The 15,055-nt window shown below is 64.9% G+C and carries 12 protein-coding genes and 2 pseudogenes; 7 read left to right on the top strand and 7 right to left on the bottom strand.

The features are described 5' to 3' along the window. Positions 1 to 175: 175 nt before the first annotated feature. The gene (locus C163_RS15645; RefSeq protein ID WP_256220363.1) at positions 176 to 568 is read left to right on the top strand and encodes a hypothetical protein; all 393 of its coding nucleotides are present in this window, start codon (positions 176 to 178) and stop codon (positions 566 to 568) included. A 214-nt stretch (positions 569 to 782) separates the two neighbouring features. On the opposite strand, the gene C163_RS15640 is transcribed toward C163_RS15645, so the two are convergent. Further along, a complete protein-coding gene (locus C163_RS15640) occupies positions 783 to 1,802 on the bottom strand; it encodes an alpha/beta hydrolase (protein ID WP_025339637.1) in 1,020 nt (339 codons plus the stop codon). Between the two features lie 145 nt (positions 1,803 to 1,947). Between C163_RS15640 and C163_RS15635 the strand changes: the two genes are divergently transcribed. Next, entirely contained in the window at positions 1,948 to 2,832 is an 885-nt protein-coding gene (locus C163_RS15635) for a LysR family transcriptional regulator (protein WP_025339636.1), read from the top strand. A 117-nt stretch (positions 2,833 to 2,949) separates the two neighbouring features. Here the strand turns inward: C163_RS15635 and C163_RS15630 are convergent, their stop codons facing one another. Beyond that, on the bottom strand, positions 2,950 to 4,662 hold the full coding sequence (locus C163_RS15630) for an FAD-dependent oxidoreductase (RefSeq protein WP_025339635.1): 1,713 nt from the start codon (positions 4,660 to 4,662) through the stop codon (positions 2,950 to 2,952). Between the two features lie 194 nt (positions 4,663 to 4,856). On the opposite strand from C163_RS15630, the gene C163_RS15625 reads away from it, so the two are divergent. The 5 genes and pseudogenes from C163_RS15625 to C163_RS27170 all read left to right on the top strand — a co-directional run. Beyond that, entirely contained in the window at positions 4,857 to 5,633 is a 777-nt protein-coding gene (locus tag C163_RS15625; protein ID WP_025339634.1) for an IclR family transcriptional regulator, read from the top strand. A 140-nt stretch (positions 5,634 to 5,773) separates the two neighbouring features. Continuing rightward, positions 5,774 to 6,826, top strand: coding sequence for a Gfo/Idh/MocA family protein (locus C163_RS15620; RefSeq protein WP_025339633.1), 1,053 nt, complete (start codon positions 5,774 to 5,776; stop codon positions 6,824 to 6,826). Between the two features lie 17 nt (positions 6,827 to 6,843). Then, positions 6,844 to 7,659 carry a sugar phosphate isomerase/epimerase gene (locus C163_RS15615; RefSeq protein WP_025339632.1) on the top strand — a complete coding sequence of 272 codons (816 nt, stop codon included), beginning with the start codon at positions 6,844 to 6,846 and terminating at the stop codon, positions 7,657 to 7,659. Positions 7,660 to 8,012: 353 nt separating this feature from the next. Continuing rightward, a pseudogene (locus C163_RS27175) lies at positions 8,013 to 8,144 on the top strand (sugar phosphate isomerase/epimerase); the annotation flags it as partial. 353 nt (positions 8,145 to 8,497) lie between these two features. Then, positions 8,498 to 8,629 (top strand): annotated as a pseudogene (locus tag C163_RS27170) (sugar phosphate isomerase/epimerase); the annotation flags it as partial. Positions 8,630 to 8,836: 207 nt separating this feature from the next. On the opposite strand, the gene C163_RS15610 reads toward C163_RS27170, so the two are convergent. From C163_RS15610 to C163_RS15590, 5 genes are all read right to left on the bottom strand, one after another. Beyond that, the gene (locus C163_RS15610) at positions 8,837 to 10,162 is read right to left on the bottom strand and encodes an MFS transporter (protein ID WP_025339631.1); all 1,326 of its coding nucleotides are present in this window, start codon (positions 10,160 to 10,162) and stop codon (positions 8,837 to 8,839) included. Positions 10,163 to 10,418: 256 nt separating this feature from the next. Beyond that, complete coding sequence (locus C163_RS15605) at positions 10,419 to 12,110, bottom strand: FAD-dependent oxidoreductase (RefSeq protein WP_025339630.1); 1,692 nt, start codon at positions 12,108 to 12,110, stop codon at positions 10,419 to 10,421. 33 nt (positions 12,111 to 12,143) lie between these two features. Further along, positions 12,144 to 12,464 (bottom strand): NIPSNAP family protein, encoded by a 321-nt coding sequence (locus tag C163_RS15600; RefSeq protein ID WP_025339629.1) that lies wholly within the window; start codon positions 12,462 to 12,464, stop codon positions 12,144 to 12,146. Beyond that, the gene (locus C163_RS15595; RefSeq protein WP_025339628.1) at positions 12,449 to 14,182 is read right to left on the bottom strand and encodes an FAD-dependent oxidoreductase; all 1,734 of its coding nucleotides are present in this window, start codon (positions 14,180 to 14,182) and stop codon (positions 12,449 to 12,451) included. The genes C163_RS15600 and C163_RS15595 overlap by 16 nt, the downstream gene beginning before the upstream one ends. A gap of 4 nt (positions 14,183 to 14,186) precedes the next feature. After that, positions 14,187 to 14,996, bottom strand: a complete 810-nt coding sequence (locus tag C163_RS15590; RefSeq protein ID WP_025339627.1) for a shikimate dehydrogenase — start codon at positions 14,994 to 14,996, stop codon at positions 14,187 to 14,189. Positions 14,997 to 15,055 lie beyond the last annotated feature (59 nt).

Raw genomic sequence — 15,055 nt, 5'->3', positions numbered from 1 at the left:
ATGGGTAATTGCAGCCTGGACCATCATTGAACTCGGCAAATAATAGCCATAAAGAGACCCGTCGGCCTCTTATTTGAAGTAATGAACTGCTTCAAGTTGTAAGGCCACACGACAAAGCCCGCTCACGCAGGCTTTGTCTTCACCGATGCTACGTTCAAACCGGGAGATAGCAAACGTGATCACGTCTGCAAATAAACCGAATCGGCATATCTGGCGCTGGGTAGTGATGATAATGCTTGCGCCTATTATCTTTTGGTATGTTGCCACACCCCGGGTAAGTTTTCATTTTTCTGACAAAGGGCAGGGGCGTCTTGGTTATATCTTGAATGTTCAGCACGACATATCAAAAGGTGAAATCTACCCAGGCGAAACCACAGGCGGCGGCGGGCATATTTTCCCGAACGACCAATTTTTCATGCAACTCGATTGGAGCAACCGTGGAAAGTGGCACTGTATTCGGGCCAAACCCAAGTGGCCCAGGATCGATATCTACATTGGGGCGGACGGTGCCATCGATAGCCGCACCGATGGCAGATTCATTGAAGCCTGCGGGCCATTTCCGCAATAGAAGCAAAAGCACGCCTACGCAATGCCAGTCAGTTAAGGCTACTGGGGCTGCTGCGCAGCCCATCGCCGGCAAGCCAGCTCCCACCCAGACCGCATCGAATTCAAGCCATGCGTCTTATCTGTGGGAGCCTGGCTTGCCGGCGATGGGCCGCAACGCGGCCCCAAATTGCTTAACTGACTGGTATTACGCCTAGGCGGGTCTTCTGGTCATCGAATTACTGCAGGTGCACTTTAAGTTCGGTGCCCGCCTGACGCATTGCCGCCCTTACAGCCGGCACCTGGCTCAGCGGGTTGAGCAGCCCATAGTCATGAATCATTCCGTTGTAGCGCACCGAGGTCACCGTCACACCTGCCGCATTCAACTTGCGGGCATACGCCTCACCTTCATCGCGCAGCACGTCGAACTCTGCCGTTTGCACCAGCGCTGGCGGCAAGCCTTTCAACTGTTCACTGCTGGCGCGCAGCGGCGAGGCGTAAATCTGTTCCCGTGCCTTGGCATCGGTGGTGTAGTTGTCCCAGAACCATTTCATCATGCCGGTGGTGAGGAAGTGTCCCTCGGCAAACTGCTTGTACGACGCAGTTTCGAAGCTGGCATCGGTCACCGGCCACAGCAGCAACTGGAAACGCAGGGCCGGGGTGCCGGCCTCTTTGGCTTTCAAGGCCACTACTGCCGCCATGTTGCCGCCGACGCTGTTGCCGGCCACGGCCAGGCGCTTGCCGTCCACGCCAATTTCCTTGCCATGCTCGGCCACCCAGCGGGTGGCGGCGTAGGCCTGGTTGATCGCCGTCGGGTAGTGCGCTTCCGGCGATGGGGTGTAGTCGACGTAGACCGCCACTGCGCCAGAGCCAACCACCAGGTCGCGGATCAGCCGCTGGTGGGTCGGGAAATCGCCGAGCACCCAGCCGCCACCGTGGAAGAACATGAACACCGGCAGGTCACCCTTCACGTTGGCCGGGCGCACCACTTGCAGTTTGATCGACTCGCCGTTGGCCTGGATGGTGCGTTCCTTCACCTCGATACCCGAGAGATCGACCTTTACCGAGGCCTGGGCACCGGTCAGCACCGCGCGGGCGTCTTTCGGGCTGAGCTGCTCCAGTGGCTTGCCGCCGCCTTGTTCCAGGGCTTCGAGGAAGGCCTGGGTGTGCTGTTCGATACCCGGGCTGCCAGCAGCGAAGGCGCTGGAAACGGACAGGGCCAGAAGGGAAGCGGTAAGGGTTTTGTGGACAATGTTCATGAGCGAATCCATTTCTGTTGAATGTTGGTAATGGGCGTTTTGCCTGGCCTTCAGGGCCATCGCTGCGACTTGTGCGTAGATTAGGGAGATGCGCTGATGGGAAAAAGCCGCTATAAAGCGTTTGACTGTCACCAAGAGCGAGACAATGAACCCTTACGAAGACATGCGCATCTTTGCCCAGGTCATGGAGGCCGGCAGTTTCACCGCTGCGGCCGACCGCCTGGGAATGTCCAAGCAATCGGTCAGCCGGCGCCTGATGCAGCTGGAGGAGCGCCTGGGCGTGCGCCTGCTCAATCGCTCCACCCGGCGCCTGGACGCCACGCCGCTGGGCCAGCACTACTACCAGTCGGCGCTGCGCCTGCTCGGCGAAGTGCAGCAGGTGGAGCACGACATCAGCGGCCAGGCCCAGGCCTTGCGTGGCACCTTGCGCCTGAGTGCGCCGCTGTCGTTCGCCATGGCGCACCTGGGCTGCCTGCTGACCGAGTTTCTGCAGTTGCACCCGCAGGTGGATGTGGAAGTGGATTTGAGCGACCGCGCCGTTGACCTGATCGGCGAGGGCTATGACCTGGCGCTACGGATTGGTGCGCTGGAGGACTCCAGCCTGATTGCGCGGCGCATTGCCAGTGTCGAGCGGGTGTATTGCGCGAGCCCGGCGTATCTGGAAGCGCGGGGCGTGCCGGCCAGACCGGAGCAGTTGGCTGGGCATGATTGTCTGCCATATGGGCATTCGCGGCAGGTGCAGTGGCAGTTCAGCCAGGGCGGCAAGGCACAGGCGATCCAGGTGGCCGGGCGGATGCGGGCGAACAATGGCGAGCTGCTAAGGGATGCGGCGATTGCCGGGATGGGGGTGACTTATCTGCCAACCTTCATCGTGGGCCGGGCACTGGCGGATGGGCGGCTGGTGACGGTGCTGGATGAGTGGCGGCCGCCGGCGCTGCAGCTGTCGGCGGTGTACCCGCAGCACCGACAGGTGGCGCGGCCGGTGCAGGGTTTTGTGAACTTCCTGCGCGAGCGGTTGGTGCAGCTCTGACCTACGGTATCGAGTGGGCATCTTCGCGGGTAAAGTTCCGCATCGAGCCCGGCATTCCCTGCCGCTAAGCGCCGCCCGGTCTCACAGACGCTGCAAAACCGCCGGCCTGATCTCACCTCACTCATACCCCTGCGCCCCGGCAATATGCCGCCCGGCCACATAGCCAAAGGTCAACGCCGGGCCCAGGTTGATGCCACCCGACGGATACCAGCCGCCAAACACGCTGGCCATATCGGTACCCGCCGCATACAGGCCAGCAATCGGCTGCCCAGCCTCATCCAGCACCCGGGCATTGCCGTCGGTGCGCAGCCCGGCAAAGGTGCCAAAGCAGCCGGGCTGCACCTTCACCGCATAGAACGGCCCCTGCTCGATGGGCGCCACGCAAGGGTTTGGCCCCTTGTGCTGCGGGTCACCCTGTTTGCGGTTGAACGGTGTGGAGCCACGACCGAACGCCGGGTCCTGGCCGTTGCGGGCATGGTTGTTGAAATCGCTGACCGTGGCGCGCAACCCTACCGGGTCGATGCCGCAGGCCTCGGCCAGCTGCTCGAGGGTGACACCCCGCTTGAGATAGCCGCTGCGCACGTGCGGCCACACCGGCAGTGGCGCCGGGCGGGCATGGCCCAGGCCGTAGCGGCGCAGGAAGCGGTGGTCGCAAACCAGCCACGAACACACCTCTTCGCCCTGCGGCACCGCCGCGATCATCGCTGACACATAGTCGTAATAGCCATGCGCTTCGTTGACGAAACGTTTGCCGTCGGCCAGCACGCCGATGATGCCCGGTTTGCCGCGTTCGATGATGTGCGGGAAGTGGCCGACACTGCCGTCGCGGTGCGGCACTCGCGAAACCGGCGCCCAGGCCACCGGCGACTTCAGGTCGGTGGCGACCACACCGCCGGCCGATTCGCCCAGGCGCAGGCCGTCGCCCGAACAACCCTTGGGGGGCAGGGCCAGGTTGTCGTGGCCGCTGGCATCGCGCGGGAACAGTTGCCGGCGGCGGGCGTTGTCGTTGGGGAATCCACCCGCCGCGAGCACCACGGCCTTGGCACGGATCAGTTGCTCGCCCTGCGGTGTAGCCACCAGCGCCCCCCGCACCTGGCCATCCTCGACCAGCAGGCGTTTGGCCGGTGCCGACTCCTGCAGGCGCACGCCCAGGTCCTGCGCCGACCTGGCCAGGCGGGCCACCAGCGCCACGCCGTTGACCAGGTGCATCGCCCGGCCATACCGGGCCAGGTGGTAAAGGTGGCGGCCAAAGCGTTTGCACACGTGCAGCAAGGCCTTGGGCGAGCGGGTCATGTTGAGGAACGCGGCAAGGTCGGCACCCGCCATTATCGGCATGCCCATGAACGAGGTTTCGCGCATGGTCTTGCGCAGGCGTGGTAGCAGCGCACCGACCTCGCGGGCGTCATAGGGCGCGGCAATCACCTGGTGCCCGCCCTGGGCCGCGCCCGGTGTGTCGCCATGCATGTCGGGGATGCCGTTGCCGTCGGCAAACTGCAGCGCCGTGTGCTTTTCGAAAAACGCCACCATGTGCGGGCAGGCTTCGAGGAAGGCGTCGACGCATTCGGCGTTGTAATACGCCCCCAGTTCATTGCGCAGGTAGGTACGCGGCTGCTCGATGTCTTCCTCGATACCGGCCCGGCGTGCCAGCGGGTTGCGCGGCACCCAGGCCCAGCCGCCGGACCAGGCGGTGGCGCCGCCGAACACTGGCTCCTTTTCCACCACGATCACCTTCTGCCCGTGCCAGGCAGCCGTCACGGCCGCAGCCAGCCCGGCGGCACCAGAACCTATGACCAGTACATCGCATTCGGTTTCGTAGGGAGCGGAAGGCATTGCGGGATTCCTGTATTGTTATTGGAACAAGGTTCCACATTCTTATTGGCAGCGAACCGGCCCGCAAGGGTGTGGCGGCCCTGTCGGGCAAGTAATGGGCGATAACCGGACAGTTCGTGCCGCCCTGGCTGCAGCGGCTATCGGCGGTATGGAATCATCTTCTAGAATTCGCAAAAATTTCAGGGACCTGTGTCATGGCTGGTAGTCAGATCGAACGCGCCTTCAGTCTTGTAGAAAGCCTTACCGGTGAACCGCAGGGGCTTCCGTTGCAAACCCTGGCCGAGCGCCTGGACATCCCCAAGAGCGCCACCCATCGCATGCTCACCGAGCTGGTGCGGCTGGGCTATGTGCGGCAGAACCGGGACAACAGCCGCTACCAGCTGTCGGCCAAGCTGGTGGCGCTGGGCTTCCGTTACCTGGCCAGCAGCGGTGCCGACATCATTCAGCCGATTCTTGACCGCCTGGCCCAGGACAGCGGCGAACTGGTGCGCCTTGGCGTGATCGACGGTGCCCGCCAGACCTGGATCGCCAAGTCCCAGGGCGCCCGCTCCGGGCTGCGCTACGACCCGGACATGGGCCGCGACGCACCGCTGTTCTATACCGCGTCCGGGCATGCCTGGCTGGCCAGCCTGGACGATGAGCAGGCGCTGCAGATGGTATTGCGCCAGGGCATTGCCGACCCGGCGCAGTTCGGCCCGAATGCGCCGCGCTCCACCGACGATTTGCTCACCTACCTGCGCCGCGCCCGCGAGCGCGGTTATGCCTGGGTCGAGGAAACCTCGGCCATTGGCACCTCGGCCCTGGCTGCGGTAGTGCGCCGCCCGCAAAGTGACGAGGTGATCGGTGTGTTGAGTATCGCCGGGCCCAGTGCGCGCCTGGCGCAAAGCCGCCTGGCAGAACTGGCGCCGCTGTTGCTGGCGGCGGCGGAGGAGCTGTCGGCGGCCAGCCGGGCCAGTGAGTTGTTCGCCTGAAGGTGCATTTCCGGTCGATTACCGCACACTCTGTTCTGCGGCTGCTTCTGAAAAGCTGAACCTGGTTCTAGATTGTTCAATGTCGATTGTGGAATCTGATTCCGGAATCTGCATCACAACAATGACAAGAGGACAGGCTGTTGAACGCACCCCTTCGTATTGCCTTGATCGGCGCCGGCAGCATGGGCCGCCAGCATTACCAGCATTTGCTAAATTTGCCGCAGGCCCAGCTGTGCGCTGTGGCCGACCCGGGCCCGCAGGCCGAGGCCTTTGCTGCCGAATGCGGCGTGCCCTGTTTTGCCGACCACCGCCAGATGCTGGAGCACGCGTGCCCCGAGGCAGTGATCGTCGCCAACCCGAACAACCTGCATGTCGCCACGGCCCTGGACTGCGTCGAGGCCGGTGTACCGGTGCTGGTCGAAAAACCGGTGGGCGTGCACCTGGATGAAGTCCGCGCGCTGGTGGAAGCCTCGCGCCGCCACAATGTGCCGGTGCTGGTCGGCCATCACCGCCGGCACAACCCGCTGATCGCCAAGGCTCACCAGGTGATTGCCGACGGCAAGCTGGGCCGGCTGATCAACGTCACCGCACTGTGGCAATTGCAAAAGCCCGACAGCTATTTCGAAACCCCCTGGCGCCGCGAGCCGGGCGCTGGCTTCTTGCTGACCAACCTGATCCATGACCTCGACCTGCTGCGCCACCTGTGCGGCGAGGTGGTGCAGGTGCAGGCATTCACCCGCAACGATGTGCGCGGTTTTGCCAACGAAGACAGCGCCGCGGTGCTACTGCAGTTCGCCAATGGGGCATTGGGCAGCCTGACTGGCTCCGACGCGGTGGCCGCGCCATGGAGTTGGGAGCTTGACTCCGGCGAAAGCCCGGTCTACCCGCGCCAGGATGGCCAGCCTTGCTACTTGCTGGCCGGCACCCAAGGGGCCCTGAGCATTCCGCAACTCAAGCGCTGGCACTACGCCGAGGTCGGGTCGGGCTGGCACACGCCGTTGTTGCAGAGCGTGGAAAACATCCCCGCCGGCGAGGCATTGACCTTGCAGCTGCAACACTTCGTGCGGGTTGCCCGGGGTGAACAGGCGCCGCTGATCAATGCCGCCGATGGTGGCCGTACCCTGGCGCTGATCGAGGCGATCCGCCAGGCCGCGGAAACTGGCCGGGCCTGTGCGCCCGAGCACATTGCTTGACTTGTCTGGTGACGATAATGACTGAACGAATTTTCTCCCTGGCGGCCCTGACGGTACTCGAGCTGTCCCCGCCGGACATGGTCGAGGCAGCAGCCCGCGCCGGTTACAGCCACGTTGGCCTGCGCCTGGTGCCCGCCACCGAGCAGGAACAGCACTTCCCGCTGGTGGCCGACGCCGGCCTGCGCCGGCAGACCCAGGCGCGCCTGCGCGACACGGGCATCAAGGTGCTCGACCTCGAGATCCTGAGGCTGAAGCCGGAAACCTGTGTAGCCGATTTCGAGCCGATCCTGGCGGTGGGCGCCGAGCTGGGCGGCACGGAGCTGCTGGTGGCTGGCAACGATCCGGATGAAGCGCGGCTGACCGAGCGCTTTGCTGCGTTGTGTGACCTGGCGGCGGGGTATGGCATTCATCCGCATCTGGAGTTCATGCCTTGGACTGATGTGCGTGACCTGCGCCAGGCCATGCGGGTGGTGGCCAACGCCGACCGCGCCAATGGCTGTGTGCTGGTGGATGCCTTCCACTTCAACCGCTCCGGCTCTTCGCTGGACGATCTGGCACAACTGGCGCCGCAGCGCATGCGTTATGCCCAGCTGTGCGACGTTGCCGGCCCGGTGCCGGCCGACATGGACGAGATCCTGCGCCAGGCACGCAACGAGCGGCGCTTCCCGGGCGAGGGCGATGCCGATCTGGTCGGCCTGCTGCGCGGTTTGCCGCCAAGTGTGCCGTTGAGCCTGGAGATCCCCACGCGGCAGTTGCTGGAACAGGGCATAAGCGGCGAACAGCGTGCGCGCATGGCGCTGGAGAAGGCCATGGCAGTGTTGGCCAGAGTCTGATTGATAGAACGCGGCGCATGGCACGGGCTATCGCCCGTGTTCGCGGGCACGCCCGCTCCCACAGAGCTGCACATGATTCACTGACCTGGCAGGGGCCTTGTGGGAGCTGCAGATTTGCGGTGAGGCTGATGGCCCTATCGCCGGCAAGCCAGCTCCCACAGGTACAGCGCGTGGCTTGAGCCCCGTGGAGCCCTTGTGGGAGCGGCTTTAGCCGCGAACACCGGCGCAGCCGGTGCCAGGCACCGCGTTGGATTCTTCACGGCTGAAGCCGCTCCCACAGGTACAGCGCATGTCTTGACTCAGGCGCGACCCCATATAGTGCGTGTATCAGATTGATCAAAGAAAGGCCCGCAAGGGCCCCGCAGAGAAGTGTGCCGTTGAGCCTGGAGATCCCCACGCGGCAGTTGCTGGAACAGGGCATAAGCGGCGAACAGCGTGCGCGCATGGCGCTGGAGAAGGCCATGGCAGTACTGGCCAGAGTCTGATTGATAGAACGCGGCGCATGGCACGGGCTATCGCCCGTGTTCGCGGGCACGCCCGCTCCCACAGAGCTGCACATGATTCACTGACCTGGCAGGGGCCTTGTGGGAGCTGCAGATTTGCGGTGAGGCTGATGGCCCTATCGCCGGCAAGCCAGCTCCCACAGGTACAGCGCGTGGCTTGAGCCCCGTGGAGCCCTTGTGGGAGCGGCTTTAGCCGCGAACACCGGCGCAGCCGGTGCCAGGCACCGCGTTGGATTCTTCACGGCTGAAGCCGCTACCACAGGTACAGCGCATGTCTTGACTCAGGCGCGACCCCATATAGTGCGTGTATCAGATTGATCAAAGAAAGGCCCGCAAGGGCCCCGCAGAGAAGTGTGCCGTTGAGCCTGGAGATCCCCACGCGGCAGTTGCTGGAACAGGGCATAAGCGGCGAACAGCGTGCGCGCATGGCGCTGGAGAAGGCCATGGCAGTACTGGCCAGAGTCTGATTGATAGAACGCGGCGCATGGCACGGGCTATCGCCCGTGTTCGCGGGCACGCCCGCTCCCACAGGTACAGCGACAAACTCGAGAGCAACGCTGTACCTGTGGGAGCTGGCTTGCCGGCGATGAGGCCGGGCAGGCAAGAATTACTGATTGCTGACTGGCCAAAAAAAGGGCCCGCAAGGGCCCCGTAGAGGTAAGTGGCTAGCGCGTTCAGGCGCTCTCGATCTTGCGGGGCGCCATGAAGTACATCCACACCAGCGCCAGGAAGTACATCGCCGGGATCATGGTGAACAACACGGCATAGTTGTTATTGGTAGCGGTCAGCACGCTACCGACGATCTGCGTCATGAACATCCCACCAATCGCAGCGCACATGCTGCCGAAACCGAACACCGTGCTCACCAGGTGCTTGGGCGTGTAGTCCATCACCAGGCTCCAGATATTCGCTGTCCACGCCTGGTGTGCGCCCACCGCCAGCGAGATGGCCGCCACCGCGACCCACAGGCCACTGGCGTTGGCGGCAAAGGTGACGCTGACCATGGTGCAGGCGAAGATCAGCATCGACACCAGCCGCGCCGTGGTAGCGCGCACGCCACGGCCGATCAGCCAGGAAGACAGGATGCCGCCGCCAATGCTGCCGAAGTCTGCCGTCAGCCAGATGATGATCAGCGGGATACCCATCTGGGTCACGTTGATGCCCAGGCTGTATTGCTGGTTGAGGAACGGTGGCAGCCAGTACAGATAGAACCAGAACACCGGTGCGGTAATCGCGTAGGCCACCGCGAAGGCCCAGGTGCCACGCAGGCGCAGGATGCGGCTGAACGGCACGCGGGTCGGCTCGGGCTCGTCATCCTGCTGGATGTACTCCACCTCGCTCTGGCGCACGCGCGGGTGATCTTCAGGGTTGTAGTACTTCAGCACCCACAGCACCACCCACACCAGGCCCAGGCTGCCCATGGCGATGAACGCGGCCTGCCAGCCCCACACGGCCAGAATCAGCGGCAGCAGGGCCGGCGTGACCATGGCGCCGACGTTGGTGCCGGCGTTGAACAGGCCGGTGGCGATGGCCCGTTCGCCAGCCGGGAACCACAGGCGCACGGTCTTCACGCAGGCCGGGTAGTTGGCGGCCTCGGTCAGGCCGAGGATGAAGCGGCAGACCATGAAGCCAGCGGCCGAGGTGGCCAGGCCGTGAGCGCCGGTGGCCAGGCTCCACAGCAGCACGGCGAAGAAGAACGCGCGTTTTACCCCGACCTTGTCGATCAGCCGGCCCTGCAGCAGGAAGCCGACCGCATAGCCGACCTGGAACCAGAAGTTGATGTTGGCGTAGTCCATGGCCGTCCAGCTCATTTCCTTGGCCAGGACGGGCTGCATGATGCCGAGCGCGGCACGGTCGATGTAGTTCAGGGTGGTGGCGAAGAACACCAGGGCGAGCATGCCCCAACGGGTCTTGCCGACGCCGAAGGCGCCGCGAAGCTTGTCGCCGATCGAACCCTGGGGCATCCGGGGGGCGGCGGGGGTGATCTTGGAGTGGTTCATAAACTGCTCGATTCTTGAAATTGTATTCAGCTGCGGTGCTACGAGTACGTGACCGGTTCCCAGGCAGGGGGGCACGCAAGGCCGGTGCATGGTGAGCAGTGAAGGCGGCAGCGTCAATTGAAGGGAAGGGCTAGTGTTCGGTTACCGAACGGTTGCGTTGGGCCTGCGGGCGAGGCAAAGGGCAACGTATATTCAGGGTAGACGGCGTGGCCCTTCGTTGCTCGATACCGCAGGCCGGTGAGGTGCTGGAGGGAGCTTAGGCTGGTGGTGTTCCGGATAGGCTGCTCAACACCCTACCAACTAGATAACCAAAGGTCATTCCCGGCCCCAAGGTAATACCGCCACTCGGGTAATACCCGCCCATCACACTGTCCATATCGTTGCCCACCGCATACAACCCGGGGATCGGCCGCGCCTCTCGGTCCAGCACCCGGGCCGAGGCATCCGTGCCCAGGCCGGCGAAGGTACCCAGGCTGCCCGGCAACAGTTTCACAGCGTGGAACGGCCCGTGCAGCAGTGGCCGCAGCGACGGATTGGGGGCTTGCAACGGCTCGCCCTGCGCCCGGTTGTAGGCCGATACACCGCGCCGGAAAAGCGGATCTTCACCCTGGGCTGCATGGCGGTTGAAGTCGTGCACCGTGCGCTGCAACTGCGCGGCGTCGATTCCGCAGCGCAGTGCCAGTTGCGCCAGCGTGCGACCGCTGTGCAGGTAACCGCAGCGTTGATAGTGGCGAGTGGGGAAAGGGAAGGGCTTGGCCCAGCCGATGCCATAGCGCCGTTGCGCAGCATGGTCGCAGATCAGCCAGGCTTCCGGCGCTTCACCCTGCGGCGTGGCGGCGAACAGCGCGTTCATGAAGTCGTGGTAGCAATCGGCCTCATTGACGAAGCGCCGGCCATCGCGGCGCACGGCGAGGAAACCGGGTTTGGCGCGATCGATCAAGTGCGGGAAATGGCCGAAACTGCCATCGCTGCGCGGCACCCGCGACACGGGTGCCCAGGCCCCCGCATGGGTCGCAGTCGCCTGGACCAGGCCACCGGCCTGTTCGCCCAGGCGCAGGCCGTCGCCGCTGTTTTCCCATGGCGCGGCGGAGTAGTGCTGGTCACCGTCCGGCGCATGCGGCATCAATTGCGCGATGCGCTGGCGATCATGCGCAAAGCCACCGCAGGCCAAAACCACACCGCGGCGCGCGTGGATCAGCTGGCCGTCGGCAAACTGTGCGCCGCTGACCCGGCCTTCGCCCAGCAGGCGACTGGCCGGCTTGTCGGTCAGTAGCGTCACGCCAAGGTTCAGGGCGCTGCGCAGCAGCCGTGCCACCAGGGCGTTGCCATTGACCAGGTGCAGGCCGCGCCGGTGCAGCAGCAGGTCGCGGCCATGGCGCAGCAGGCGTTTGCCCACATGCAGCGCTGCCGTGGGCGAGCGCGTGGCGTTGAAGAAGGCGGCCATGTCGGCGCCGCCGGCAATGCCCATGCCGGCCAGGCTGACGATGTCCAGCGGTGGGCGCAGCTTGTGCAGCCAGGGCCCGAGCAGGCGCCCGTCGTATGGCAGTGCGCACAACGAACGGCCACCGCGCGCGCTGCCGTCGCCTTCGCGCATGTCGGGCATGCGGCTGCCGCACTGGAACTGTACGGCAGTGTGTTGCTGGAAGAACGCCACCATCTCCGGGCCATGGTGCAGGAAGGCGCGCTGGCGCGGGTCCAGTTCGCTGACATGGGTTTGCCCGCGCAGGTAGCGCTCCGGGGCATCGTCGGTTTCGACGATGCCTTCGGCAATGGCCAGCGGGTTGCGCGGTATCCACAGCCAGCCCCCCGACCAGGCGCTGGTGCCGCCCAGTTGGCTGGCTTTTTCCGCGACGATCACCTGCAGGCCGTGATGGGCGGCAGTAACGGCGGCAGCCAGGCCAGAGGCACCGGAGCCGATGACGAGTACGTCACATTCGAGGGGTTGCATCGTGGGGTTCCGCTCAGGCGTTGGAGGAAGGTTTTACTGCAGCGGCGAAAAACCGGTGGGCCGCAGCATTCGCGACTGCAAGTGCAGTACCGCGCCCAGCTCGCGGTTGCGCCGTGAGAACTCGGCCCAACGCGGGTCCGCTGCCATGGCTGCGCGGCGCGCCATGCGCTCGTCGAGGCTGGCATAGCCCCAGATATGCACCACCTGGTTGACCTCGCCGAACTCGCTGGTGAAAAAGCCGACCAGGTTACCGAGATGCTCGCTTTGCACCTCCAGCGCGTGGCTTTGGTACAGGCTCAGCCAGTCGGCCATTTTCAGTGGGTCGAGGGTGTAGGTTCTCAGTTCGTAGTACATGCTGGATTCTCCATGTGGGTGGTTGGCGCCTGCAGGCGCGCGGCGATGTGGTTGGCAGCGAGCCAGCCGAAGGTGAGGGCAGGGCCCAGGGTGATACCGGGGCCGGGGTAGGTGCCTTTCATCAGCGAGTTCATGTCGTTGCCGACTGCATACAGCCCGGCAATCGGCTGGCCATCGCGGTTCAGCACGTTGGCCTGGGCGTCGGTCACCAGGCCGCGGGCCGAGCCGAGGTCGCCGGTGTGGATGCGGATGGCGTAGAACGGGCCGCTGGTCAGTGGCGCCAGGCATGGGTTGGGCGTGTGTTGCGGGTCGCCCATGTAGCGGTTGTAGCTGTTGCCGCCTTTGCCGAACGCACGGTCGATGCCGTTGCGGGCGTCGACGTTGAACTGCTCCAGGGTCTGCATGAACACCTGTGGGTCGACGCCAATGGCCTCGGCCAGGGCCTGCGCTGTTGCGGCGCGGTGCAGGTAGCCGGCATCGATCAATGCCTGGTTGTCCACCGGCTTTGGCCGCGCCAGGCCCAGGCCGTAGCGGTTCATCGCCTCGGCATCGCAGACCAGCCAGCAGCTGGCAATGCCTTTGGCGAACATGGTCTGCACGAAGTGGTGGTAGGAATCGGACTCGTTGACGAAGCGTCGCCCGTCCGGGCCCACCGCGATCACACCCGGTTTGGCGCGGTCGGTGACCAGGTGCGGGAAGCGCTCATGCTCGCCACTGGCATGGCGCAGTTCGGAAACCGGTGCCCAGAAGAAGTTGGCCACCAGGCCCTCACCCTGGGCTGCGGCCACGGCTTGGCCAAGGCGCAGGGCAGCGCCGTCATTGCTGGGCGGTGACATGGTCAGGTGCGGCGCTTGCCGGGCCGGCCGGTAGCTGTCGGCCAGCGCGCCTGCAGCGAACCCGCCCATGGCGCACACCACACCGCCCCGGGCCAGCACCCGTTCACGGCGCCCTTCGCGTTGCACCACCACGCCGGTGACCACGCCGCGTTCGACGATCAGCTCCTGGGCTTCGCTGCGTAACCACAGCTGCGTGCCATGGGCGAAGGCGCTGCTGGCCAGGCGGGCGATCAAGGCGTTGCCGGTGGTAAGCCGCGTGCCGCGCGGGTGATGCAGACGGTCCCGCGCATAACGCGCCATCAGCTTGAGGCAATGCCACAGCGACCGGGGCGAGCGGCGGATACTGAGGAAATGCTGGATATCCACGCGGTTGACCATCATGCCGCCGAACAGCAACATGCCGGGCGGCGGCATCTGCAGGTCCTTGAAGTACGGGCCGAGCTGCTTGCCATCGTACTCGACCATCTCCAGCGCCCGGCCAAACTGGGTGGCACCGGGGGCATCCGGGTAGTAGTCCGGCGAGTGCGGGCGCAGGGCGTAGCGCAGTTCGGTGTTCTGCTCCAGCCAGCGCAGTGCCTGGTGGCCATGCTCGATGAAGGCGTCGACCAGGGCGGGGTCATAGCCGTCGCCGATGACCTGCCTGAGGTAGGTGCGAATGGCCTCGGGGGAGTCCACCGCACCAGCGGCGCGGGCTTGATCGGTACCGTAGAGCCACACCGCCCCGCCGGAAATCGCCGAGGTGCCGCCAAAGTGTTCGGCCTTTTCCACCACCAGCACTTTCAACCCATGGCGCGCGGCCGTGGCGGCAGCGGTAAAGCCACCGGCGCCGCTGCCCAGCACGACCAGGTCAAAGTTGTGTTGCGCATGTTCATGCGTCGGCATGGCTTCAGATCTCCAGCGGCGTGACGCCCATGAAGGCGCCCAGGTGGCCGAGTTGGGCGAAGGCCATTTCCGGGCCGGTCTGGACCGCGCAGCCAACCTGGCGTGCCCGGTTCAGCAACGGGGTGATCTCGGGCGAGGTGACCACGTCGGCGACCAGGGTTTCGGCTTGCAAGGTGGCGAGCAGGGCGGCAGGCAGTGGCAGTTCCGCGCTGCCGCCCATGCCGACAGGGGAGGCGTTGACCAGCAGGTCGAAGCCTTCCAACCCGACGACCCGGGTGGCGAGTTCGACCGCGGGGAAGGCATTGCCGAGCAGCTCGCACACAGCGACCATGCGCGCGGTGCTGGGGTCGCTGAGGGTGATGCTGGCGATGCCGGCCTCGCCCAGCGCATAGGCAATGGCACTGCCGACCCCGCCACAACCGATCACCAACGCACGCTTGCCCGCCGGCTCGAAGCCATGTTTGCGCGCAGCACCGAGGAAGCCGGCGCCGTCCACGTTGTCGCCCAGCAGGCGACCGTCTTGCTCACGGCGAACTACATTGACCGAGCCCAGCGCGGCTGCGCGCTCGCTCAGGCCGTCAAGGCGGCTGGCCAGAGCCTGCTTGTACGGCACGGTGACCACGCAACCGCGCAGGTTCTGCCAGCCGCGCAGGGTGCCGGCGAAGGTATCCAGCGCGGCCTCATGCAGGTCGATGGGCAGCATGGCGAGGTTGCAGTTGTTGTTGGCGAACCAGGTGTTGAAGTTTTCGGGGGACTTCACCTGGGCAATGGGCGAACCGACGATGGCGACCAGTTCAGTGGAACCACGAATCATGCTGACCTCCTTATTGGCGTTGTTATGCAGGCCAAGGGTGAGGCAAGGGGGCGTGGGCA

The sequence above is a fragment of the Pseudomonas sp. FGI182 genome, assembly GCF_000511325.1.
GTDB classification, from domain to species: Bacteria; Pseudomonadota; Gammaproteobacteria; order Pseudomonadales; family Pseudomonadaceae; genus Aquipseudomonas; species Aquipseudomonas putida_Z.
This window is presented reverse-complemented; position numbering and strand designations above follow the sequence as displayed.

Bases quoted from the DNA above. Each gene is read 5' to 3' on its own strand.
- C163_RS15640 (WP_025339637.1), bottom strand. From the start codon at position 1,802: ATGAACATTGTCCACAAAACCCTTACCGCTTCCCTTCTGGCCCTGTCC.
- C163_RS15635 (WP_025339636.1), top strand. From the start codon at position 1,948: ATGAACCCTTACGAAGACATGCGCATCTTTGCCCAGGTCATGGAGGCC.
- C163_RS15630 (WP_025339635.1), bottom strand. From the start codon at position 4,662: ATGCCTTCCGCTCCCTACGAAACCGAATGCGATGTACTGGTCATAGGT.
- C163_RS15625 (WP_025339634.1), top strand. From the start codon at position 4,857: ATGGCTGGTAGTCAGATCGAACGCGCCTTCAGTCTTGTAGAAAGCCTT.
- C163_RS15615 (WP_025339632.1), top strand. From the start codon at position 6,844: ATGACTGAACGAATTTTCTCCCTGGCGGCCCTGACGGTACTCGAGCTG.
- C163_RS15610 (WP_025339631.1), bottom strand. From the start codon at position 10,162: ATGAACCACTCCAAGATCACCCCCGCCGCCCCCCGGATGCCCCAGGGT.
- C163_RS15605 (WP_025339630.1), bottom strand. From the start codon at position 12,110: ATGCAACCCCTCGAATGTGACGTACTCGTCATCGGCTCCGGTGCCTCT.
- C163_RS15600 (WP_025339629.1), bottom strand. From the start codon at position 12,464: ATGTACTACGAACTGAGAACCTACACCCTCGACCCACTGAAAATGGCC.
- C163_RS15595 (WP_025339628.1), bottom strand. From the start codon at position 14,182: ATGCCGACGCATGAACATGCGCAACACAACTTTGACCTGGTCGTGCTG.
- C163_RS15590 (WP_025339627.1), bottom strand. From the start codon at position 14,996: ATGATTCGTGGTTCCACTGAACTGGTCGCCATCGTCGGTTCGCCCATT.